We start from the raw sequence: 23,941 nt of genomic DNA, 5'->3' as shown, positions 1-23,941 counted from the left end.
TGCGACACATGGTCGTATCCGCCCGGCAGGCATGTCTACTCAGGGTGGGTATTGGCAGGTTGCTAAAACTCAGCGTCACCCGGGTGGGTATTGCAACTTGCACAAGGCGTATCACTCGGAGCAAGCTGCTGTTGACTCAACGGTTTTCCGTGAGTCCGGCGACCCCGGGCCCTCGGAGATCCTGGCCCGCACGCCGGGTCGTCGCAAGGGCACTCTCTGTATTGGGATGGGCAGTTCGGTGTATGGCTCCATCTTCGGTCACCTGCGGATCTCGCTGCACGAATACCTGGACGGGGTGATCGAACGTTCGCAACACGCGGAGGGCGCCGCCGCCGCGGACCTGGTCAGACTCGAACTCCCCCGGATCGTCGACGCACTGCGGGCGGTACTCGACGAGCACGAGCCGGACGAGCGCGGCCGCTGCCGCACCTGCCGGCCACGCCGGTTCGGCCGGGCGCCGGCCCCCTGCCGCGCCTACCTGACCGCGCACCTGCGCCTGCTGGTCACCGAGGACGATCCGCGCCCGCCCGACCTGCTCGACTTCGCGGCGCAGTTGCGCGATCAGCTCGGCACCAAGTCCTGAGCCGCACACCCCGAAGCACGGGACGCGGGCCCGCCCCCCAACCCGCGTCCCGTGTCGGGCGACCGTCTCCCGGATCTCCCCCGTGTCGCCCGACGTTCGGGCCCGGGACCGACTCCCGCCGAATCGGTCCCGGGCCCCCCGGCTCAACAGGCCTTGAGCCAGCTGCATTCCAGGCCCTCGGGCCCGTCCGGCGCGGACCGGGCGGTGACCGCCGACCCCGCAGGCGAGGCCAGCCGGACCGCCACCGCGTCCTCGATCGGCCGCAGGCTCACCCCGACGGAGTTGTTGGTCACCATGGAGAACACCAGCAACCGGCCGTCGGCCGCGGTGACGTAGCCGGACAGCGCGCTGACCCCGGTGAGCGAACCGGTCTTGGCGTGCACGTTGCCCGCGGCCGGTGTTCCCCGCATCCGGTTGCGCAGCGTGCCGCCCACCATCCGGTCCGGCACGCCGGCCACCGGCAGCGCGTCGTACCAGACGCCGAACCACGGCTTGGCCCGCGCGGCCAGCAGCAGCGCGGTGAGCTGGTCGGGCGAGATGTGGTCCATTCGGGACAGCCCGGAACCGTCCACCAGGAACAGCCGGGCCGGGTCGATGCCGAGACCGGGCAACACCGAGTTGACCGCGGCCACACCGGCGGTCCAGCTGCCCTGGCCGGACCGGGCCCGCCCCATCGCCTTCATCAGGATCTCGGCGTGCAGGTTGTTGCTCAGCTTGAGGAACGGCACCAGCAGCTCGGACAGCGGCATCGACCGCCGGTCGGCGAGTGTGCGCGCGTCCGGCGGGGTGGCCGCCCGGGTCGTGCGCCCGAGCACGCGCACGCCGTGGGCCCGCAGCGCGGCCCGGAACAGCGATGCGGCATAGCCGGTCGGATCCCACACCGCCATCCACTCCTGCACCGGGCTCGCCCCGGCGGCCACCGAGCCGGCGACCGTGATCGTGTTGGTGCCGTGCTCGCGATCCACCGAGACGTCGGTGCCGGAGCCGGCGGCGCCGGTGACCGCGGTGCTGACGATCCGGACGTGGTCGGTCGGCGGCACGGTCTCGACGGTCGCGGGTGCGCCCGGCGTGGACGGCGTGACCCGCACGATCACCGACCCGGCGTCGTAGTCGGCGTCCGGCGCGGCGGTCAGCGCGGACACCTGGGCGTCGTAGTAGAACGGCTCGTCGTCCCAGGCCCAGCTGGAGCCGAGCCGCACGCCGTCGAACCAGGTGTCGTCGGCCACCAGGTTCCCGGTCACCAGCCGGACGCCGCTGGCCGCGACCCGCGCCGCCAGGGCGTCGTAGTCCGCGGCCAGCATGGTCGGGTCGCCGGTGCCGCGCAGGTAAAGATCGCCGTGCAGCACCGTCCCGGTGATCCGGCCGGTCGCGCCCGCGGTGGTGCTGAACCGGTAGTCCGGCCCGAGCACCTCGAGCGCCGCGGCCGAGGTCACCAGTTTGGCGTTGGACGCCGGTTGCTGGCGCCGGTCGCTGCCGCGCCGGTACAGCTCGGTGCCGTCCGCGCCGCGCACCACCAGCGCGACGTCGGCGCCGGCCAGTCCGGGGTTGGCCAGGATCGCGTCCAGGTCGCCGGCAAGCGGGTCGCGGTCCTGGGCGGACACCGGCGCCCCCGCCCCGACCGCGACGGCGGTGACCGCAACCAGAACTCCTGTCAGATAACGCAATGACCGCCGCATGAGCGCTCCAGCCAGTCCGAGGGAAACCCTGTAGGCGAAGATTTTCCTACTATGGTCTCGCTAAGACAATCACTGACTTAACGCAGCACGCGCAGCAGGCCCTCCTGCACCACGGTCGCGATCAGCCGGCCGTCCCGGGCGAAGAACCGGCCGGTGGCCAGGCCCCGGGCGTTGGACGCGCTTGGCGACTGGCAGTCGTAGAGGAACCACTCGTCGGCCCGGAACGGCCGGTGGAACCACAGCGCGTGGTCCAGGCTCGCGCCGATCACCTTGTCGGTGCCCCAGTACACCCCGTGCCGGGCCAGCACCGCGTCCAGCAGCGTCATGTCCGAGGCGTAGGTCAGCACGCAGACGTGCAGCAGCGGGTCGTCCGGCAGCGTGCCGTCGGCACGCATCCAGACCTGGCTGCGGGCCTCCGGGCGCGGGCCGCGGTCCCGGGAGCGCCACGGCGGCTCGGTCACGTACCGGATGTCGATCGGGCGCGGCACGGTGGCCGCGCGGCCCAGCTTCTCGGCCAGCTCGCCAAGGCTCTCCAGCCGGGTCGGCAGCTCCTCCGGGCCGGGCACGTCCGGCATCGGCTCGCCGTGATCCAGGCCGGGCTCCTCGAGCTGGAACGACGCGGACAGCGCGAAGATCGCCTTGCCGTGCTGGATCGCCACCACGCGCCGGGTGGTGAACGAGCGCCCGTCGCGGATCCGGTCCACGTCGTACACGATCGGCACGCTCGGGTCGCCCGGCCGGATGAAGTAGGCGTGCAGCGAATGCACCTTGCGCTCCGGCGGCACCGTCCGGCCGGCCGCCACCAGCGCCTGCCCGGCCACCTGTCCGCCGAACACCCGGACCGTGGCGTCTGCCGGGCTCACCCCGCGAAAGATGTTCTCCTCGATGCGCTCCAGGTCCAGCAGCGCGATCAGCCGGTCCAGCACCGGTTGCGCGACAGCCGGACCGTCCTCTGCCACCGCCATCGGGCTCCCTTCACCTCAGGCGTGGTCCTCCTCGCCGAGCCGGTGCACGCGGATGAGGTTAGTCGAGCCGATCGTCCCCGGCGGCGACCCGGCCACGATCACCACCAGATCGCCGGGCTGGTAGCGCCCGATGCTGAGCATCGAACTGTCCACCTGGCGAACCATCTGGTCGGTGGAGTCCACACTCGGCACGATGAACGTCTCGGTGCCCCAGGTCATCGCGAGCTGGCTGCGCACGCTCTGCTCCGGCGTGAACGCCAGCAGCGGCAACGGGGTGTGCAGCCGGGCCAGCCGGCGCACGGTGTCCCCGGACTGGGTGAAGGCGACCAGCGCCTTGGCGTTGAGCCGCTCGCCGATGTCCCTGGCGGCGTAGGAGATCACGCCGCGCTTGGTGCGCGGCACGTGCGACAGCGGCGGCACCACAGTGGACTCCTGCTCCACCGCCTGGATGATCCGGCCCATGGTGCGCACGGACTCGATCGGATACTGGCCGACGCTGGTCTCGCCGGAGAGCATCAGCGCGTCCGCGCCGTCCAGCACGGCATTGGCCACATCGGACGCCTCGGCTCTGGTCGGCCGGGAGTTGTTGATCATCGACTCGAGCATCTGGGTGGCCACCACGACCGGCTTGGCGTTCTCCCGGGCGATCTGGATGGCCCGCTTCTGCACCAGCGGTACCTGCTCGAGCGGCAGCTCGACGCCGAGGTCGCCGCGGGCCACCATGATCCCGTCGAAGGCCAGCACGATGGCCTCGAGGTTGCTCACCGCCTCCGGCTTCTCCAGCTTGGCGATCACCGGGACGCGGCCCCGGCCGACCCGGTCCATCACCTGGTGCACCAGGTCGATGTCGGCCGGTGAGCGGACGAACGACAGGGCGATGAAGTCCACTCCGAGCTGCAGCGCGAACTCCAGGTCCTCAATGTCCTTTTCGGACAGTGCGGGAATGGAGACATCCATGCCCGGCAAGGAGATCCCCTTGTTGTTGCTGACCGGACCGCCCTCGGTGACCTCGGCGACCACGTCCTGACCGGTGACCTCGCGGACCTCGAGGCCGACCTTGCCGTCGTCGACGAGTAACCGGTCGCCCGGCTTGGCGTCCCGGGCCAGGCCCTTGTAGGTGGTGGACACCCGGTCGTGCGTGCCGGCCACGTCCTCCACCGTGATCCGTACGATCTCGCCGGTCTTCCACTCGACCGGACCGGCGGCGAACGTGCCCAGCCGGATCTTCGGTCCCTGCAGGTCGGCGAGGATGCCCACGGCGTGACCGGTCTCGTCGGAGGCGGCCCGGACCAGGTCGTAGACCTGCTTGTGGTCCGACCGGCTGCCGTGGCTGAAGTTCATCCTGGCGACGTCCATCCCCGCGGCCACCAGCTCGGCCACCCGCTTCGGAGTGGACGTGGCCGGGCCGAGGGTGCAGACGATTTTCGCGCGACGGTTCACGGGTAGGGAGCCTAGACCCGTTTGCTGGAACGATCCCGAAGTACCCGCTGGTAGCTTGGTTTCGGTTCAGTGCACATCAGGGAAACCGTGCTACCTGCTGGGTTCGCTCACTCCAACGTGGTCGGCGGCCCACTCGTTGAACGGCCGCAGCTCGCGGAACGCCTTGCGCACCCGGTCCAGGCAGGCCCGCTCGTGCAGCACGTCGTCCGGCTCCCAGACCCGCACCGCGTAGACCGAGCGGTAGCGCAACAGGTCGATACGCGGGTGGTCGGCCGGGTAACCGCGCGGCCGGCTGCGCAGCTGGTCGCCTTTGATCTCCCAGTCGCGTTTGGCCAGCTTGTCCAGGATCGCGGCCAGCCGCTTGCCCCGGATGTCGTCGGCCACCGCCGTGCGGTACCGGGCGAGCTGGTCGGACTCCAGGTGGAAGCAGCCGCCGCCGACCCGGAGTCCGCGCGGGCCGACCTCGACGTAGTAGGCGCCCGCTCCCCTGCTCCGCTCGATCACGCCGCCGCACTCGGTCTTGTACGGGCTCTTGTCCCGGCCGAACCGCACGTCCCGGTACGGCCGGAACACCTTCGCCGACCCGAACTCGCCGCAGAACTCCTTCTCCAGCGCGGCCAGCAGCGCCTCCATCGGCTGCCGCACGTCGGAGGTGTAGATCGCCTTGTTGTCCTCCCAGTACGGCTTGGAGTTGTCCGCCGCCAGCCCGTCGAAGAAGTCGATGGCGTGCTCGCCGAATCCGGTGAAGCTCACGGCGGAGAGCCTACGACGCCCGCGTCAGGCCGCCTGGGCCGCGTTGTAGAGGTTCTGGGCGTCCGCCCCGAAGAACGGGCCGAACATCCACATCGGGAAGAAATTGATCTTGTAGCTGTTCACCGAGTTCACCAGCCCGGTGCCGCTCGCCTCACTGAACTGGCGCAGCCACGGTCCGCCGCTGGCGCCACCGGTCATGTTGCAGGTCATGCCGAGGCCGGTGCTCAGGAAGGCGTTGAACGTGTTGCCGCTGCAGTAGATCATCCGGGTGCCGTCGTAGGGCGCTGCCGCCGGCCAGCCGAACGCGTAGGTGGCCGCCGCACGGGGCTGGTTGAACGCGACGCCCTGTGCGCCGACCACGTCGGTCAGGTTCTGCCCGTTCAGCGGGTTGACCACCGCGGCGCCGATGTCGAAATTGATGTCCTCGGTGGCCACCCACTGCGGCGTGGCCATCGTCGCCCGCGCCGTCCAGGTGCCGAACGGGGCGGTGCCGTTGTTGTAGGCGGGCACGAACGTCCAGTTGGTGTGGAAGCTGCCCTCCAGCTTCACGCAGTGCCCGGCGGTGATCACCGTGCTGCGGTTCGCGCTGGTCACCGCGTTGCCGCTGCACGAGGCGGTGCGGCCCTGGAAGGTGAAGAACACCCGCCCGGCGGTGTTGACCACCGCGCCGGCACCGGTCCACGCGGACCCGCCGTTCGGGAAGGCCAGCGGGGTCACGTCGGCCGGGGTCGGCGCGACCACCTGGGGTGCTCCGCGGGCCACGTCCGGACTGAGCCGCTTGGCGTCCACCGGGTCGAGCAGGCTGTCCAGCGGCACCGCCTGCCGCATCCGCTCCGGCGTCCAGAACGCCGCCACCGCGGCCGCCTCGGCCTGGGTCGTGGCACCCAGGTGCACCGTCGGCGTCGCGGCCGGTTCCGCCGCGGCCGTCACCCCGGGACCGGCCACCACGGCCGCCGCCAGCACGATCGCCGATAACCAGACCGTTCGCCTCATCGCGTTACCACCCTCCCAACTAATGGGTCAATACGCCAGAAACTAACATCACGGTCCGCGAGGCCATACCGCTTCCGGAGTGATGACAATTGCCACTCGATGTGATCGCCTGGGCGCATGTACGGAATATCCGACGCCACCACCCACGACGAGTACCTCGACGCCCTTCCCGAGCCGCGCCGCACCGACCTGCGCGCCCTGCACGAGCTGATCCGCGGCGCGGTTCCGGAGCTGGAGCCGACCATGCGGTTCGGCATCCCGGCCTACGGTGCCTACCACTACCGCTACGCCTCCGGCCGCGAGGGCGACTCGGCGGTCATCTCGTTCGCCAGCAACAAGCGCTACGTCTCCCTCTACGTCACCGGCGGCCCGCCCGGCGGTTACCTCGCCGAGAGCTACGCCCCCCGCCTGCCCAACGCTTCCGTCGGCAAAAGCTGCATCCGCTTCAGACGACTGTCCGACCTGGACCGGGACACCCTGGTCAGCCTGTTCAAGGAAGCCGTCGCCCACCCACCCGGCGATCTCATCTAGCGCGGCGACGACCCGGTCGGGTTCAGCTACCCACCGCGATCGGATAGCTCGCCTGGAACGCCAGCCTGAGGTCGGCGTCAGCCGCGATCCGGTCAACGACATCGTCCAACGCCAGGAACGCCTCCCAGGGCTGCTGGCCGCTCGCGGCCGTCAGGCGTTCGGTCACCAGCTGCTCCAGGTCCGCAACGCGCTTGGCCTTCCACACCTTGTCGGCGAGGCTGACCAACAGGTCTTCCACGCCCACCCCGGCGGTCGTCCACGACGCGTGCGTCCGCGCGAACCGCGCCAGGTTCTCCTCGACGCCACGATCCAGCAACAGCTCATAGCCGGCCTGCTCATGAGCCGATCCCGGCCCGGACAGCTCGTTGGGATGCACGACCTTCCCGATGTCGTGCGTGGCCGCACCGAACAACACCGCGTCCCGATCGAACGTCACATCGGGATAGTGCTGCTGGACCCAGTCCGTCAGTTGGCAAGCCACATCGTGAACCGCGCGCAGGTGCGCGACCAACCGAGGCGGGGCCGCCAACTGCTCCAGCAGAAGCGCGGCACCGGTCGGCAACGGGCGCAGGGCCAGACCTCCGGAATCGGTCATCGCACGGTGCGGCAACTCAGCGGTCACCCCAGCCACGATAGTGGCAAGACGGGGGCTAGCCGGATGGTCGCCCGCACGCCTGGTTGCCGACACTGTGCCGCATGAGGGGAATCGTGGGGGTAACGGCGTTGGTGGCCTTGCTGGTCGGGTCCGGCCTGCCGGTCGGGGCGGCGGCGGCGCCCGGTCTGGTGTGGGGGCCGTGCCCGGCCACACCGGGGGTGGTGCTGGACGCGCGGCAGGAGTGCGCGACGGTGCGGGTTCCGCTGGACTACGGCTCGGCCGGGGGTGCGGAGATTTCCCTTGCGGTCTCCCGGATTCGCTCGGCCACCCCGCAGGCGCGCCGAGGGGTGCTGTTGTTGGTTCCTGGCGGGCCAGGGGGTTCCGGGCTGGCGCGGCCGAGCACGCACGGCCTGCGGCTGCCGCAATCGGTGCTGGACCGCTATGACATCGTCGGGTTCGACCCGCGCGGCGTCGGGCACAGCACGCCGGTCTCCTGCGGCCTGGAACCGCGGGACTCCCACCCGACCGTGCTCCACCCCTGGCCCGGCCCGGGCGGCGACGTCTCCGCGAACGTCGATCGCGCCCGCCGGATCGCCGAGGCGTGCATCCGCAACGGTGGAGCGCTGATCCGGCACATCAGCACCCGCAACGAAGCCCGCGACATCGATCGGATCCGCCAGGCACTCGGCGAGACCCGACTGTCCTATTGGGGCGTGTCCTACGGGACCTACGTCGGCGCGGTGTACGCCACGATGTTCCCCGAGCGCACCGATCGGACGGTCCTGGACAGCTCCAGCGATCCCGATCCGCACCGGGTCGCGCGCGGCTGGAGCGCGAACTTCGGCCGGGGCGCCGAGGACCGTTTCCCCGACTTCGCCGCGTGGGCCGTTGCCAACCACCCCGCTCTCGGCGGCACACCCGAAGCCGTGCGGGACAACTATCTGCGCCTCGGCGAAGCACTGGACCGCAACCCGCGCCCCGACCTCACCGGCGCCAACCTGCGCGCCGTCATGTTCAACTCGCTCGAGTCCGATGCCAGGTTCCCTCAACTCGCCGCGTTCCTGCAGGCCGCGGCGACCGGCGCCCCGGCCCCGGCCATCCCACTTCCCCCGCCCGCCGTGTTCGAGAACCTCATCGCCGTACAGACCGCCACCGCCTGCAACGACGTGGCCTGGCCGGGACCAGAGCAGGACCACGCCGGCGCGGTCGCCCGCAACCGGATCACCTACCCGCTGACCGACGGCATGCCGGTCAACATCCGCCCGTGCGCCTTCTGGCCGCACCGACCCGCCGAACCGGCCACCCGCATCGCCGCCACCGGTCCGGCCAACATCCTCATGATCCAGAACCGCCGCGACCCGGCCACCCCGCTCGTCGGCGCCCTGCACATGCGGCTCGCCCTCCTGCACCGGGCCCGCATCGTCATCGTCGACTCCGGCGGCCACAACGCCTACGTCGCCAACGGCAACCCCTGCGGTGACAACACCGTCACCACCTTCCTCACCACCGGCATCCGCCCCTGGCACGACCGCACGTGTTGACCATCCACTGTGGGAAGTGGGTTGACGCAGGTTGCCTGAGCACTCGAGTACTATGCCGGAGCCGTCGAACTTCTCGATCGGTTAATGGCGTTCGTACTATCACGACCCGGGGCGACTGCTCGAGAGATTGCAGCCTGCGAACGTTGGTTACATGGACGGTTTACGCAGTATCTAACCGGCCGAGGCGCGCTTCGAAATGTCGTTCTTCCGTGGCGAACCTGGCTGGAACGATACGAATATATACTTAGGAGTCTTGAAGGCGAACTGGAGGAGCTCGAGCTTCCGCCCGCAGGCCCTCTTCTTGAGTTATCGGATGGCCTGAAACTGATCACCACCGGTCGAGATCGGAAGAGTATTGTTCGTGAATACCGAATTCGCTTGGGAGATTTGACAGATGCATGCAACCGGGTAGCCGCCGAGATTGGCGTTATCGGCACATTCGGATCATTAGCACTCGTGCCGTTCGAGTCATCATTGGGTTTACTCTTCTTGGGGCCAGTGATAGTTGCCGGGCTGGCATACTACGGCGGGCACAGCTTTGCTCGCGCGATGCTGACGAAATTTCGTTGGCGCCGCGACAAGAAGCTAATGCGCTCCCAACGAGATCTGACACCCGATACCGTATCCGACCGGCCGCGTCTCACGGACGCACTTCGTCAGCTCGTCAAGAGCGAGGTTCACATACTCGCCAGTTCCCGGCTCAGTGCCGCCGATGTGGCCTGCGCCCTGGAAATTCGTCACCAACTGCTGGAACGTACGAAATGCGCCGACCCTTTGGCTGCGATTACCATCGGGGCAAGCGACGAAGCCAAGGAAGGCATGCGAGTTGTCGTTGGAGGCCCACTCGTCCGGACGACCCTGGAACCCTTCGTCGCCTTGGAGTGCGACCTCACTGATTCACTGGGAAATGGCTGGGAAGTAGTCGCGGGCGGCCAACGAGTGGTTCATTGCGACGACGATGAAACGGTCGGCTGTTGCGCAGTGGGCTTAGACTCCAGGACGCTTTTCATATTCGGTGTTCGCGACTCCGGAACGGTGATAGCTACTCGATGGCTCGCAGAAGCACTCGATGGCACCGAAATCGATTATGACACCAATTGGGTAGCCCTCCGCCGTGGCAAGGACTACCGGCCAGAGGAATTCGCCCGAGGATAGCTCGTGGAGCGGGGTGGCCGTACGGCTCAACGGAGCCGGGGGTTCCACTTGGTCGTTTCTATACCACTGCCAAGGGGAGGGCGGTGGGGTGGACGGGGGATGGGAGGTCGGAGGCGCCCATGAGGTAGGCGTCAACGGCGTGGGCGGCTGAGCGGCCTTCGGCGATGGCCCAGACGACGAGGGATGCGCCGCGGTGGGCGTCGCCGCAGACGAAGACGCCGGGGGCGGAGGTCTGCCAGTCGGGGCCGCAGGAGATGACGCCGCGGGGATTGAGGGTGATGCCAAGACCGCCGAGGAGGGGGAGGTGTTCGACGCCCGCGAAGCCGATCGCCAGCAGGATCAGGTCGGCGGGGAGGGTTTCCACGTGGTCGCCGACGGGGACGACCTCGCGGGCGCCGGTCACCGGATCCTTGTGCACCTTGACTTCGCGGAGCTCGACGGCGCGGACGTTGCCGGAGTCGTCGCCGACGAAGCGTTCCACGGACACGGCGAAGCGGCGGGAGCCGGCCTCCTCGTGCGCGGGATAGGTGCGCAGGATCCACGGCCACACCGGCCAGGGGCTGCGGTCGTCGTCGCGCACGTCGGGCGGGCGCGGGTACTGGTCGAGTTGGGTGACCGAGCGGGCGCCCTGCCGGGTGGCGGTGCCGTAGCAGTCGGCGCCGGTGTCGCCGCCGCCGATGATGATCACATGCTTGCCGGCGGCGGAGATCGACGTCGGGCCGTCGCCTTCGCATTCCTTGTTGGCCGGGACCAGGTGGTCCATGGCGAGGTGGACGCCGCCGAGCAACCGGCCGGGAAGGTCGGCGTCGCGGCCGCGCAGGGCGCCGACGGCCAGCACGACCGCGTCGAACCGGGCGCGCAGATCGGCGACCGACAGCGCGCCGGGCCCGGTGCCGCCGACCTCGCAGCCGGTGATGAACCGGGTGCCCTCGGCCCGCAGTTGGGTGAGCCGGCGGTCGAGGACCTTCTTCTCCATCTTGAACTCGGGGATGCCGTAGCGCAGCAGGCCGCCGAGCCGGTCGTCCCGTTCGAACACGGTGACCTCGTGACCGGCGCGGGTGAGCTGTTGCGCGGCGGCCAGACCGGCCGGGCCGGAGCCGACGACGGCGACCCGGCGACCGGTGGACACCGAGCCCGGCCGGGGCCGGACCAGATCCCGGTCCCACGAGATGTCCGCGATCGCCTGCTCGATCCGCTTGATCGCCACCGGCCCGCCGGCCTCCGGGGTGATCGACAACACGCAGGCCGACTCGCACGGCGCCGGGCACAGCCGTCCGGTGAACTCCGGGAAGTTGTTCGTGGCGTGCAGCCGGTCGCTGGCGTCCTCCCACTCCCCGCGCCGGGACAGGTCGTTCCACTCCGGGATCAGGTTGCCCAGCGGACAGCCGGCCGTGCCGGAGTGGCAGAACGGGATGCCGCAGTCCATGCACCGGGCGGCCTGGGTGCGGACCTGCCGGTCCCGCTCGCCGCGGTCCAGCTCGACGTACACCTCACGCCAGTCCGCCAATCGGTCCACTTTGGACCGTTTGGGCGGATCCTGCCTGGGGTGCTTCATGAATCCGTTCGGGTCAGCCACGCGATGCCTCCATGACCGCCTCGTCGACGTCCCGGCCCTCGGCCCGGGCGATCCGCGCCGCCTCGAGCACCCGCTGGTAGTCGCGCGGCATCACCTTGGTGAACGACCTGGCCCGCCTGGTCCAGTCGCCGAGCAGGGACGCGGCCACGGCGGACTGGGTGAGCTGCCAGTGCCGCTCGACGGTCTCGCGCAGCCAGCGCAGGTCCTCCGCGCCCGGCCGCTGCAGGTCGACCATGGCCATGTTGACCAGCGCCGGGTCGAGGTCGAGCACGTAGGCGATGCCGCCGGACATGCCGGCCGCCAGGTTGCGCCCGGTCGGGCCGAGAACCACCGCGCGGCCGCCGGTCATGTACTCGAACGCGTGATCGCCGACGCCCTCGGCAACCGCCACCGCGCCGGAGTTGCGCACACAGAACCGCTCCCCCACCCGGCCGCGCAGGAACAACTGGCCGCCGGTGGCGCCGTAGCCGATCACGTTGCCGGCGATCACCTGCTGCTCGGCGGCGAACGGCGCCTCGGGCGCCGGCCGGACCACGATCCGCCCGCCGGACAGGCCCTTGCCGACGTAGTCGTTGGCGTCGCCGATCAGGTCCAGCGTGATGCCGGCGGGCAGGAACGCGCCGAGCGACTGGCCGGCCGACCCGGTGAGGGTGATGTGGATGGTGTCCGGCGGCAGCCCCTGCCCGTTGTAGCGCCGGGTCACCTCGGAGCCGAGCAGGGTGCCAACGGTGCGGTTGACGTTGCGCACCGGCAGTTCCAGCCGCACCGGATGGGCGTCCTCGAGCGCCGCCTCGGCGAGTTGGATGAGCGTGCGGTCCAGCGCGTGTTCCAGGCCGTGGTCCTGCGGCCGCACCCGGCGCCGGGCTCCCTCGTACCGGGTCGCCGGCACGTCGAACACCGGCCGCAGGTCCATCCCGCCGGTCTTCCAGTGCTCGACCGCGTCGTCCACGTCCAGCATCTCGGCGTGCCCGACGGCCTCGTCGATGGTGCGGAACCCGAGCTCCGCCAACAGTTCCCGCACTTCCTGGGCGACGAACCGGAAGTAGTTGACCACGTGCTCGGCCTGGCCGGTGTAGCGCTTGCGCAGCTCCGGGTTCTGCGTGGCCACGCCGACCGGACAGGTGTCCAGGTGGCAGACCCGCATCATCACGCAGCCGGCGACGATCAGCGGCGCGGTGGCGAACCCGTACTCCTCGGCGCCGAGCAGCGCGGCCACCATGACGTCCCGCCCGGTCTTCATCGCACCGTCCACCTGAACCGTGATCCGGTCGCGCAACCCGTTGAGCATCAACGTCTGCTGGGTCTCGGCCAGGCCGATCTCCCACGGTGTCCCGGCGTGCTTGAGCGAGTTCAGCGGGGACGCGCCGGTGCCGCCGTCGTGACCGGAGATCAGCACGACGTCCGCGTGCGCCTTGGAGACCCCGGCGGCCACCGTGCCCACGCCGACCTCGCTGACCAGCTTGACGTGGATGCGGGCGTGCTCGTTGGCGTTCTTCAGGTCGTGGATGAGCTGGGCCAGGTCCTCGATCGAGTAGATGTCGTGGTGCGGCGGGGGGGAGATCAGCCCGACCCCGGCGGTGGAGTGCCGGGTGCGGGCGATCCACGGGTAGACCTTGTTCGGCGGCAGTTGGCCGCCCTCCCCGGGCTTGGCGCCCTGGGCCATCTTGATCTGGAGGTCGTCCGCGTTGACCAGGTACTCGCTGGTGACGCCGAACCGTCCACTTGCGACCTGCTTGATGGCCGAGCGGCGGCGCGGGTCGTAGAGCCGGTCGGCGTCCTCGCCGCCCTCGCCGGTGTTGGACCGCCCGCCGATCTGGTTCATCGCGATGGCAAGGGTTTCGTGCGCCTCGGCGCTGATCGAGCCGTAGGACATGGCGCCGGTGTTGAACCGGGTGAGGATCGCCTCGACCGGCTCCACCTCGTCGATCGGAACGGGCTCGCGTCCGGTCTCGGACGTCGAGCGGAACCGGAACATGCCGCGCAGCGCGCCGCCCTCCCGGTTGAGCCGCTCCACCTCGGCGGTGTACCTGCGGTACACGTCCGCCCTGCGGGTCTTGCTCGCGTGCTGCAACAGGAACACCGTCTCCGGCGTGAACAGGTGCAGCTCGCCCTCGCGCCGGTAGGCGTACTCGCCGCCCACCTCGAGCCGGCGGTGCTCGCGCCCGGCCGGGTTGTCCGGGTGGGCCCGGCGGTGCCGCGCGGCGACCTCGGCGGCGATCACGTCCAGCCCGACCCCGCCGAGCTTGGAGATGGTGCCGGTGAAGTACTCGTCGAGCACCTCGCCGGCCAGCCCGAACGCCTCGAACACCTGCGCCGCGGTGTAGGCGCCGACGGTGGAGATGCCCATCTTGGACATGATCTTGAGGACGCCCTTGACCAGCGCGGTGACGTAGTTGCGAACCGCGGTGTGCCGCTCGATCCCGGTGATCGCGCCGTGCGTGAGCAGGTCCTCGATGGTCTCGAAGGCCAGGTACGGGTTGACCGCCGCGGCACCGTAGCCGAGCAGCAACGCGATGTGGTGCACCTCCCGGGCGTCGCCGGTCTCCACGACCAGTGCCACGCGCAGCCGCTCCTTGGTGCGCACCAGGTGGTGGTGCACGGCGGAGACCAGCAGCAGCGACGGGATCGGCGCCATCCGGTGGTCGGAGTCCCGGTCGGAGAGCACCAGCGTGCGGGCGCCGGCCGCGATGGCCTCGGAGGCCTCCCGGCGGACCCGTTCGATCGCCGCGGCCAGCGCCGGCCCGCCACCGTCCACTTCGTACAGACCGGGCAGTACGGTGCAGGCGAAGCCGGGCAGGTCGCCGTCGTCGTTGACGTGGATCAGCTTGGCCAGCTCGTCGTTGTCGATCACCGGGTAGGGCAGCTGGATGTGCCGGCAGGAGGCCGGTCCCGGCTCGAGCAGGTTCTGCTCCGGGCCCATGATGCGCTGCACCGAGGTGACGATCTCCTCGCGGATGGCGTCCAGCGGCGGGTTGGTCACCTGCGCGAAGTTCTGCTTGAAGTACTCGTAGAGCAGCCGGGACCGCTTGGACAGCGCGGCCGGCGGGGTGTCGGTGCCCATCGACCCGATCGGCTCGGCCCCGGTCAGCGCCATCGGGGTGAGCAGGATCTTCAGCTCCTCCTCGGTGTAACCGAAGGTGAGCTGGCGACGCAGCACCGACTCGTGGGTCTGCACGACGTGCTCGCGGTCCGGCAGGTCGGCGATCTTGAGCAGGCCGGCGTGCACCCAGTCCTCGTACGGCAGGGCGGCGGCCAGCTCGGCCTTGATCTCGTCGTCGTCCACGATCGTGCCGGCCGCGGTGTCCACAAGGAACATCCGGCCGGGCTGCAGCCGGCCCTTGGCCACGACCTGCTCCGGCGGCACGTCCAGCACGCCGGTCTCGCTGGCCAGCACCACCCGGTCGTCGGCAAGGCGCCACCAGCGGGCCGGGCGCAGGCCGTTGCGGTCGAGCACCGCGCCGACCACCGTGCCGTCGCTGAAGGTCACGCTGGCCGGACCGTCCCACGGCTCCATCAGGCTGGAGTGGAACTGGTAGAAGGCGCGCCGCTTGGGATCCATGGTGGTGTGGTTCTCCCACGCCTCCGGGATCATCATCAGCACCGCGTGCGCCAGGCTGCGGCCGCCGAGGTGCAGCAGCTCGAGCACCTCGTCGAAGGAGGCGGAGTCGGAGCCGTCCGGGTCACAGATCGGGTACAGCCGGCTCAGGTCGCCGCTGACCAGATCGGAGGCGAGCAGCGCCTCGCGGGCGCGCATCCGGTTGCGGTTGCCCCGGATCGTGTTGATCTCACCGTTGTGCGCGACGAACCGGAACGGGTGGGCGAGCGGCCAGGACGGGAAGGTGTTGGTGGAGAACCGGCTGTGCACAAGGGCGATGGCACTGGCCAGCCGCTCGTCGGTCAGGTCGGGGAAGAACACCGGCAGCTGCGCGGTGGTCAGCATTCCTTTGTAGACCATGGTCCGGGCGGACAGCGACGGGAAGTAGACGCCGCAGCCGGCCGTCGCGCTCTCCCGCTCGACCCGTTTGCGCAGGCAGAAGGCGATCCGGTCGAGGTCGATGCCGCTGCGGCACCGTCCACCCCGGTCGGCCTGCGCGGCGACGAACGGCATGGCGAAGTGCGGCATCACCGACAGGGCGGTCGGTCCGACCTCGGCGAGCGCGGGCGCGACCGGCACCTCCCGCCAGCCGAGCAGCACCAGGCCCTCCTCCTTGGCGATCCGCTCGACCAGCTCGACCGCCTCGGTGCGCTGCTGGTGATCGGCGGGCAGCATGGCGATGCCGGTGGCGTAGGTGTGCGCGCCGTTGGGATCCGGTTCGGGCAACGGGAAGTCCACCTCGGCCCGGAGCAGTTCGTCGGGCAGTTGGATCAGGATGCCCGCGCCGTCGCCGCTGGTGGGCTCGGCGCCGGCGGCGCCGCGATGTTCGAGGTTGGCCAGCGCCGTGAGACCGTCCGCGACGATGCCGTGCGAGCGACGACCGCGGATGTCGGCAACCATGGCCACACCGCAGGAATCCCGCTCCTGTGCGGGATCGTAGAGCCCCTGGGGGGTGGGGAAGGCGGAGTACATCACGCGTCGACCTCCCTCAGTCGTCCTCGCGCTCAGTTCGGCGAACCGGTTCCTGGGCGCGGGACTCCGGTGGCCCGCGTGTTGACCTGAGCTTAACAGCCGCGAAACGCGTAGGCACCCATCGAGCGACTGAATTGTTGTCACGGACGTAACGTCGGCCATGATCCAAGCGATACAGCGCCGAACGTCCATGTTCGGGCGATCCCACGTAACCTCAGGATAACTCGCGCGCCCCGATTTCGGATGTGCGGCGCTGGTCACTGTTCGGTCTACCTGGACGTTCGGCGGCCGCGCCGGCCGCCCATGATCGTTTCGTGGTCCGGCCGATGGCTCAGGGTGGCCAGGCATTGACAACCCGTCGTGAGAGCGCTTTCATTGCTCTAGTTTGTTGCTCGCAGCAACAAACACCCTGCTGGCATCCCTCGGGTTGACAAGGAGGTCACCCATGCCCGGCCCAACCCTGCACTCCCCGCCGGCGGCCCGGCGGTCTGGCCGAGCGTGGCGGCTCGCTCTCGGCGCGGCCGCCGCGGCCCTGCTCGTCACCGTCCCACTCACCATGTCGGCCCAGGCCGACGTGCCGCCGCCACCGGCCGGCTGGACCCTCTCGTTCGCCGACGATTTCAACGGCCCCAACGGTTCCCTGCCATCCGGGGCCAACTGGATCTTCGACATCGGGCACAGCTACCCCGGTGGCCCGCCGAACTGGGGCACCGGCGAGATCCAGAGCTACACCAACAGTCCACAGAACGTATCCCTTGACGGCACTGGAAACCTGCGGATCACGCCGCGCCGGGACGGCGCCGGCAACTGGACCTCGGCCCGGATCGAGACGCAACGGGCGAACTTCCGGCCGCCGTCCGGCGGCGTCATGCGGATCGAGGGCCGCATCCAGATGCCCAACATCACCGGCAACGCCGCACTCGGTTACTGGCCGGCGTTCTGGGCGCTCGGCGGACCGTACCGGGGCACCTTCAACTGGCCCGCGGTCGGCGAGTTCGACATCATGGAGAACGTCAACGGGATCAACTCCGTGTGGGGCGTGCTCCACTGTGGAGTGGCACCCGGCGGGCCGTGCAACGAGTTCAACGGCATCGGCGCCAACCGGGCCTGCCCGGGCTCGTCCTGCCAGTCGGCCTTCCACACCTACCGGTTCGAGTGGGACGCCAGCATCTCCCCGCAACAACTGCGCTGGTACGTGGACGGCACCCAGTACCACCAGATCAACCAGAACCAGTTCGACGCCGGCACCTGGAACAACATGACCACCCACGCCGGCTACTTCATCCTGCTCAACGTCGCGATGGGCGGCGGATTCCCCAACGGCGTGGCCGGAATCGGCACCCCGACCGCGGCCACCGTGCCCGGCGTGCCGATGATCGTCGACTACGTCGCGGTGTGGACCAGGGGCGGTGGCGGCACCCCGCCGCCGACCACGACGACCACCACTCCGCCACCCGGCGGGGGCGGTGGGAACGCTTACACGACCCTGCAGGCCGAGAGCTTCCAGCAGCAGAACGGGGTCATCGTCGAGGGCACCACCGACACCGGCGGCGGGCAGAACATCGGCGCGGTCAACAACGGCAACTGGACCCGCTACAACCGGATCGACTTCAGCGCCAACCCGGCCAGGCAGTTCGTGGCCAGGGTGGCGTCCGGGGCCGGCGGCGGGGTCAGCGGCCTGGTCGAGGTCCGGCTGGACAGCCCGAGCAACGCACCGGTCGGCAGCTTCGCCATCGCCAACACCGGCGGCTGGCAGAGCTGGCGCACGGTGCCGGCGAACATCAGCCCGGTCACCGGGGTGCACGACGTGTACCTCACGTTCACCAGTGGTCAGCCGGCGGACTTCGTCAACGTCAACTGGTTCACCTTCGGCCACTGAGGACATGTCCGATCCGTTGACCGGGGGCGCCGGACCGGCTCCCGCTCCCTGCTGCCTCCCGGCGCGGGAGCCGGTTCCGGCGGCTGGTCTTGACAGAGGCAATACCGTGAGAGCGCTCTCACGCCCTCAGGAGGCATCCATGCGCAGTGCACAGCGACGCGCGCTGGTCGGGTTGCTCACCGTGACCGCCCTGACCCTCGCGGCCTGCTCGTCCGGCGGCGATTCAGGCGGCGACCCGAACGCGCCCGTCACCCTGACGATCAACGTCTTCGGCGACAACTTCTCGTTGCCCGCCGACCGGTCCCTCTACGACGAGTACGAGCGGACGCACACCAACGTCAAGATCGTCGAGAACCGCAGCGACTTCGGCGCCCACCATCAGAACCTGCAGGCCCGGCTGACCGCCGGCAGCGGCACCGCGGACCTCGAGGTGATCGAGGTCGGGCAGATCGCCGGCTACGTCGGGCAACCGGACAAGTTCGTCAACTACCTCGACCAGGGCGTCGACGCCGGCCAGTGGACCCCGGCCATCGTCGCGCGAGCGTCCACAGCGGACCACAAGGCGCTGATCGGGCTGCCGACCGACATCGGCGGGCTGGCCATGTGCTACCGCACCGACCTGTTCGCCCAGGCCGGCCTGCCCACCAACCGGGACGAGGTGTCCGCGCTGTGGCGGACCTGGCAAGCCTACGTGGATACCGGCAACCGGTTCCTGAGCCGGGCCCCGGCCAACGTCAAGTGGTTCGACGCGGGCGGGCACGTGTTCACCGGCGTGCTCGGCAACGAGAAGGAGACCTTCTACGACGGCGCCGGTGAGCTGATCGTCGAGCGCAACCCGGCGGTCCGCGCCGCCTGGGACCTGACCGTCGGCGCGATCAAGGCCGGTCAGTCCGCGGCGCTGCCCGAGTTCACCCCGGAGTGGAACACCGGCTTCCAGCAGGGCCAGTTCGCCACCGTGACCTGCCCGGCCTGGATGATGGGCTACATCAGGTCCAACGCCGCGCAGACCGCCGGCAAGTGGGACATCGCCACGATCCCCGGCGGCTCGGGCAACTGGGGCGGCTCCTACGTCACGGTTCCCAGCCAGGGCAAGAACACCGCGGCCGCGGTGGAACTCGCCAAGTGGCTGACCGCGCCCGAGCAGAACGTCAAGATCTTCAAGACGATCGGGAACTTCCCCAGCCAGAAGAGCACCTGGACGATGCCCGAGGTCGCCGACTTCGTCTCCGACTTCTTCGCCAACGCGCCGGCCGGCAAGATCTTCCCGGCCTCCCTTGCCAACGCGCCGGCGCAGGTGGTCGGCCCGCAGAGCGGCATCATCGGCCAAACCTTCTCCGACGCGCTGAACAGCGTCGAGCAGGGCACCGATCCCAACACGGCCTGGACGAACGCGATGAACGACATCAAGGCCGCGACGGGAACCGGATGACCCGCAGCGCGCTTCGCGGGTCGCCACCGGAACGCCTCCGGTGGCGGCCCGCGAGTCCACCGAGAAGCCCCCGCCGGCAGGTCTGGCGGTCCCGGCTCTACCGGCTGGACGTGAACGGCTCGCCGTACCTCTACGTCGCGCCGTTCTTCCTGCTGTTCGGGGTGTTCGGGCTGTTCCCGATGATCTACACCGCGCTGATCTCGACCACGGCGTGGAGCCCCCGCCGGCCGGGCAGCGAGGACGTCTCGGTCGGTCTGGACAACTACCGGGCACTGCTTTCCGACGACAACTTCTGGAACGCGCTGCTCAACACGGTGGGCATCGGGCTGGTCTCCACGGTGCCGCAGTTGTTGCTCGCACTGGGCATCGCGCATCTGCTCAACTACCGGCTGCGCGGCCGGCTGTTCCTGCGGATGGGCGTGCTGGTGCCGTACGTGACCTCGGTCGCGGCCGTGGCCCTGATCTTCAACCAGATCTTCGCCAGGGACTTCGGGCTGCTGAACTGGGTGCTCTCGCCGTTCACCGACGCCCCGATCGACTGGCGGGCAAGCAAAGCCGCGTCCTGGTTCGCGGTGTCGGTCATGGTGACCTGGCACTGGACCGGCTACAACGCGCTGATCTACCTGGCCGCGATGCAGACCATTCCCTTCGACCTCTACGAGTCCGCGGCGATCGACGGCGCCGGCCGGTGGCGGCAGCTGTGGTCGATCACCGTCCCCAGCCTGCGTCCGACGATCATCTTCACCGCCATCGTGTCCACCGTCGGCGCGTTGCAGCTGTTCGTCGAGCCGTTCCTGTTCGACACCACACGCAACCACAACGGCGGCGCGGAACGCGAGTTCCAGACCGTCGTTCTCTATCTGTACCAACAGTTCTGGACCAACGGCCGGTACGGCTACGCGGCCGCGATCGCCTGGACCCTGTTCCTGATCACCGTGGTCATCGTGCTGGTCAACTTCCTGCTGGTCCGCCGGATCCGCTCGGCGGACGGATAGGAGCGCGCAATGGCCAGACGACGAGTCGTGGGACCGGCCGACGCCGCCAAGTGGCCGGTGTACGCGCTGCTGATCGCGGTCGTGGTGATCTCCGCCTTTCCGCTGTACTGGTCGGTCGTGGTCTCCTCCCGGGACCAGTCCGCGGTCGGCGCCTACCCGCCGCCGCTGGTGCCCGGCGGAAACCTGTGGGACAACCTGTCCGCCGCATACGAGCAGGGCAACTTCGGCCTGGCACTGGTGAACTCGACGATCGTGGCCGGCACCATCACGGTCGCCGTGGTGATCACCTCGACGCTGGCCGGCTTCGCCTTCGCCAAGCTGGGCTTCCGCGGCCGGGGCGCGCTGTTCGGTCTGGTCGTGGCCACCATGCTGGTGCCGACCCAACTCGCGATCATCCCGCTGTACATCATGGTCACCCAGTGGTTCGGCTGGGCCAACGACCTGCGCGGCGTGATCGTCCCGGCGCTGGTGACCGCGTTCGGCGTGTTCTTCATGCGCCAGTTCCTGTCCTCGGCCATGCCCACCGAACTGCTCGAGGCCGGCCGGGTGGACGGAGCAAGCACCTGGCGGATCTACTGGAACGTGGTGCTGCCGGTGGCCCGGCCGGGCGCGGCCGTGCTCGGCCTGCTGACCTTCATCACCTACTGGAACGACCTGTTCTGGCCACTGATCCTGCTCAACACGCAGAACCCCACGGTGCAGGTGGCCATCGCCAACACCGCGGGTGGCATCGAGGTCGACTACTCGCTGGTGCTGGCCGGAACCGTGATCGCCACCTTCCCCATGCTGATCGTGTTCCTGCTCCTCGGCCGGCAGATCATCGGAGGCATCATGCAGGGGGCGGTGAAGGGATGACCAGGACGTTTCCACCGGGGTTCCTCTGGGGCGCGGCGACCGCGGCGTACCAGATCGAGGGCGCCACCGCCGCCGACGGCCGCGGACCGTCCATCTGGGACACGTTCTCGCACACCCCGGGCAAGGTCAGCGGTGGCGACACCGGGGACGTGGCCGCCGACCACTACCGCGGCTTCCGGGAAGACGTGGCGCTCATGGCCGAGCTTGGCCTGCCGGCGTACCGGTTCTCGGTGTCCTGGCCGCGGGTGCAGCCGGGCGGGCGCGGCCCGGCCAACCCGCGCGGGCTGGACCACTACGACCGGCTGGTCGACGCGCTGCTCGAGCACGGCATCCGGCCGGTGCTCACGCTCTATCACTGGGACCTGCCGCAGGAGTTGGAGGACGCCGGCGGCTGGGGCGCCCGGGACACCGCCGCCCGGTTCGCCGAGTACGCCGTGCTGGTGGCCGACCGGCTTGGCGGCCGGGTCCCGCTGTGGACCACGCTGAACGAGCCGTGGTGCTCGGCGTTCCTCGGCTACGCGGCCGGCGTGCACGCCCCCGGGCGTACCGACCCCGCGCTGGCCCTGCGCGCGGCCCACCACCTGCTGCTCGCGCACGGCCTCGGCACGGCGGCGCTGCGCGCGGCGCTGCCGGCCGGCACCCAGGTGTCGATCACGCTGAACCTGCACGCGGTCGAGCCGGCCAGCGACACCCCCGCCGCCGCGGACGCGGTGCGCCGGATCGACGGCCTCGGCAACCGGCTGTTCCTGGACCCGCTGCTGCGCGGCCGCTACCCGGCCGACCTGTTGGCCGACACCGACGAGATCACCGACTGGGGCTTCGTGCGGTCCGGCGACGAGCCGGCCATCGCCGCGCCGATCGACGTGCTCGGGGTCAACTACTACGCGCCGACCCTGGTCGACGGCGGCGGCACCGGGCCGGATGGGCCGTCGCCCTGGCCGGGTTGCGCCGACGTGCGGTTCGTCGAGTCGACCGGCCCGGCCACCGCGATGGGCTGGCCGATCGACGCCGGCGGCCTGCGCGCGCTGGTGCACCGGGTGCACACCGAGTACCCCGGCATCCCGCTGATGATCACCGAGAACGGCGCGGCGTTCGACGACCTGGTCAACTCCGACGGCGCGGTGCGCGACCCGGAACGGATCGCCTACCTGCGCGAGCACCTGGCCGCGGTGCACGACGCGATCGAGGCCGGCGTCGACCTTCGGGGATACTTCGTCTGGTCGCTGCTGGACAACTTCGAGTGGGCCTACGGCTATTCGAAGCGGTTCGGCATCGTCCACGTGGACTACGCGACGCAGCGCCGGGTGTGGAAGGACAGCGCCCACTGGTACCGCGAGGTGATCAGAGCGAACGGGTTGAAGCAGTGAGCGAGCTTGCGAGGTGACTGCGGCATGACCGAGCACCGGCAGCAGCCGACCCTGGACACGGTGGCCGCGGCGGCCGGGGTGTCCAGGGCGACGGTGTCCCGGGTGATCAACGGCTCGCCCCGGGTGTCGCCGGAGGCCAAGGACCTGGTCGACCGCATCATCGCGGAGCTGGGCTACGTGCCCAACCGGGCGGCGCGCAGCCTGGTCAAGCGGCGGACCGACTCGATCGCGCTGGTGCTGCGCGAACCGGACGCGACCGTGCTCGCCGACCCCTACCTGGCCAGCATCATCATCGCCACCAGCCAGGCGCTGACCGGCACCGGCGTGCAGCTTGTGCTGGTCAACGCGCAGAACGACGCCGAGCACGAGCGGCTGGCCGACTACGTGCGCAGCGGTCACGTGGACGGGGTGTTGCTCGCATCCATGCACGCCGACGACCCGCTGCCGCAGGTCCTGATCCGGGCCGGGGTGCCCACCGTGGTCGGCGGGCGCCCGGACCGCCCGATCTCCGGGCTGGTCTACGTGGACAGCGACAACGTCGGCGGCGGGCAGCTGGCCACCGAGCGGCTGGTCGCCGCCGGGCGCACCCGGATCGCCACGATCGCCGGGCCGCCGGACATGACCGCCGCCACCGACCGGCTCACCGGCTACCACCGGGCCCTGGCCAGAGCCGGACAGGCGGCCGGCCAGGTCGCCTACGGCCGGTTCACCCGCACCTCCGGCGAGCAGGCCATGGCCGAGCTGCTGGACCGGGCGGCCGACCTGGACGCCGTGTTCGCCGCCAACGACATGATGGCCGTCGGGGCGCTGCGCACCCTGCGCGCCGCCGGTCGCCGCGTCCCGGACGACGTGGCGGTGGTCGGCTACGACGACATCGAGCTGGCCCAGCACACCGAGCCGGCGCTGACCACGATCCGCCAGCCCATCGTCGAGCAGGCCCGCACCATGACCGAACTGCTGCTGATCCAGATCGGCGGCCACCCCACCGGCGGACCCGTGGTACTCCCCACAGAGCTTGTCGAGCGGGACTCCGCCTAGCCG

At 70.0% G+C, this 23,941-nt stretch carries 18 protein-coding genes; 10 read left to right on the top strand and 8 right to left on the bottom strand.

The genetic code is table 11. The features are described from left to right. The first annotated feature begins 238 nt into the window (after window positions 1–238). Window positions 239–583 (top strand): hypothetical protein, encoded by a 345-nt coding sequence (locus VFV67_RS28360; protein ID WP_326473721.1) that lies wholly within the window; start codon window positions 239–241, stop codon window positions 581–583. A gap of 143 nt (window positions 584–726) precedes the next feature. Here VFV67_RS28360 and dacB read toward each other — a convergent pair whose 3' ends face one another. The 5 genes from dacB to VFV67_RS28335 form a co-directional block, all read right to left on the bottom strand. Next, window positions 727–2,259, bottom strand: a complete 1,533-nt coding sequence (gene dacB / locus VFV67_RS28355; protein ID WP_326473720.1) for a D-alanyl-D-alanine carboxypeptidase/D-alanyl-D-alanine endopeptidase — start codon at window positions 2,257–2,259, stop codon at window positions 727–729. A gap of 77 nt (window positions 2,260–2,336) precedes the next feature. Then, complete coding sequence (tesB, locus tag VFV67_RS28350; RefSeq protein ID WP_326473719.1) at window positions 2,337–3,224, bottom strand: acyl-CoA thioesterase II; 888 nt, start codon at window positions 3,222–3,224, stop codon at window positions 2,337–2,339. Between the two features lie 15 nt (window positions 3,225–3,239). Beyond that, window positions 3,240–4,664, bottom strand: a complete 1,425-nt coding sequence (gene pyk, locus VFV67_RS28345) for a pyruvate kinase (protein ID WP_326473718.1) — start codon at window positions 4,662–4,664, stop codon at window positions 3,240–3,242. Between the two features lie 90 nt (window positions 4,665–4,754). Then, window positions 4,755–5,417 carry a DUF2461 domain-containing protein gene (locus tag VFV67_RS28340; protein ID WP_326473717.1) on the bottom strand — a complete coding sequence of 221 codons (663 nt, stop codon included), beginning with the start codon at window positions 5,415–5,417 and terminating at the stop codon, window positions 4,755–4,757. Between the two features lie 24 nt (window positions 5,418–5,441). Then, window positions 5,442–6,410: a peptidase gene (locus VFV67_RS28335; RefSeq protein ID WP_326473716.1), complete on the bottom strand. Its 969-nt coding sequence runs from the start codon at window positions 6,408–6,410 to the stop codon at window positions 5,442–5,444. A 117-nt stretch (window positions 6,411–6,527) separates the two neighbouring features. Between VFV67_RS28335 and VFV67_RS28330 the strand changes: the two genes are divergently transcribed. Then, window positions 6,528–6,941 carry a DUF1801 domain-containing protein gene (locus VFV67_RS28330; protein ID WP_326473715.1) on the top strand — a complete coding sequence of 138 codons (414 nt, stop codon included), beginning with the start codon at window positions 6,528–6,530 and terminating at the stop codon, window positions 6,939–6,941. A gap of 22 nt (window positions 6,942–6,963) precedes the next feature. Here the strand turns inward: VFV67_RS28330 and VFV67_RS28325 are convergent, their stop codons facing one another. Further along, entirely contained in the window at window positions 6,964–7,563 is a 600-nt protein-coding gene (locus VFV67_RS28325; RefSeq protein ID WP_326473714.1) for an HD domain-containing protein, read from the bottom strand. A gap of 74 nt (window positions 7,564–7,637) precedes the next feature. Between VFV67_RS28325 and VFV67_RS28320 the strand changes: the two genes are divergently transcribed. After that, a complete protein-coding gene (locus tag VFV67_RS28320; RefSeq protein ID WP_326473713.1) occupies window positions 7,638–9,077 on the top strand; it encodes an alpha/beta hydrolase in 1,440 nt (479 codons plus the stop codon). 84 nt (window positions 9,078–9,161) lie between these two features. Beyond that, entirely contained in the window at window positions 9,162–10,232 is a 1,071-nt protein-coding gene (locus tag VFV67_RS28315; RefSeq protein WP_326473712.1) for a hypothetical protein, read from the top strand. Window positions 10,233–10,290: 58 nt separating this feature from the next. On the opposite strand, the gene VFV67_RS28310 is transcribed toward VFV67_RS28315, so the two are convergent. Then, window positions 10,291–11,808 (bottom strand): glutamate synthase subunit beta, encoded by a 1,518-nt coding sequence (locus VFV67_RS28310; protein WP_326473711.1) that lies wholly within the window; start codon window positions 11,806–11,808, stop codon window positions 10,291–10,293. Then, window positions 11,801–16,378, bottom strand: coding sequence for a glutamate synthase large subunit (gene gltB / locus VFV67_RS28305; protein WP_326473710.1), 4,578 nt, complete (start codon window positions 16,376–16,378; stop codon window positions 11,801–11,803). Before gltB ends, VFV67_RS28310 begins: the two co-directional genes overlap by 8 nt. 442 nt (window positions 16,379–16,820) lie before the next feature. Between gltB and VFV67_RS28300 the strand changes: the two genes are divergently transcribed. The 6 genes from VFV67_RS28300 to VFV67_RS28275 all read left to right on the top strand — a co-directional run bounded on the left by VFV67_RS28300 (window position 16,821) and on the right by VFV67_RS28275 (window position 23,938). Continuing rightward, window positions 16,821–18,254, top strand: a complete 1,434-nt coding sequence (locus tag VFV67_RS28300; protein ID WP_326473709.1) for a glycoside hydrolase family 16 protein — start codon at window positions 16,821–16,823, stop codon at window positions 18,252–18,254. Between the two features lie 139 nt (window positions 18,255–18,393). Further along, window positions 18,394–19,683, top strand: coding sequence for an ABC transporter substrate-binding protein (locus VFV67_RS28295; protein ID WP_326473708.1), 1,290 nt, complete (start codon window positions 18,394–18,396; stop codon window positions 19,681–19,683). 110 nt (window positions 19,684–19,793) lie between these two features. Beyond that, window positions 19,794–20,678: a sugar ABC transporter permease gene (locus VFV67_RS28290; protein ID WP_326473707.1), complete on the top strand. Its 885-nt coding sequence runs from the start codon at window positions 19,794–19,796 to the stop codon at window positions 20,676–20,678. 9 nt (window positions 20,679–20,687) lie between these two features. After that, a complete protein-coding gene (locus VFV67_RS28285; protein WP_326473706.1) occupies window positions 20,688–21,533 on the top strand; it encodes a carbohydrate ABC transporter permease in 846 nt (281 codons plus the stop codon). Continuing rightward, a complete protein-coding gene (locus tag VFV67_RS28280; protein WP_326473705.1) occupies window positions 21,530–22,900 on the top strand; it encodes a GH1 family beta-glucosidase in 1,371 nt (456 codons plus the stop codon). The genes VFV67_RS28285 and VFV67_RS28280 overlap by 4 nt, the downstream gene beginning before the upstream one ends. Before the next feature lie 24 nt (window positions 22,901–22,924). Then, window positions 22,925–23,938, top strand: coding sequence for a LacI family DNA-binding transcriptional regulator (locus VFV67_RS28275; RefSeq protein ID WP_326473704.1), 1,014 nt, complete (start codon window positions 22,925–22,927; stop codon window positions 23,936–23,938). The last annotated feature ends 3 nt before the right edge of the window (window positions 23,939–23,941 follow it).

Source organism: Actinophytocola sp. (assembly GCF_035762905.1).
Taxonomy (GTDB): Bacteria; Actinomycetota; Actinomycetes; order Mycobacteriales; family Pseudonocardiaceae; genus DASYTH01.
Note: the sequence above shows the minus strand (reverse complement) of the source record. Positions and strands in the feature narration are given on the sequence as shown.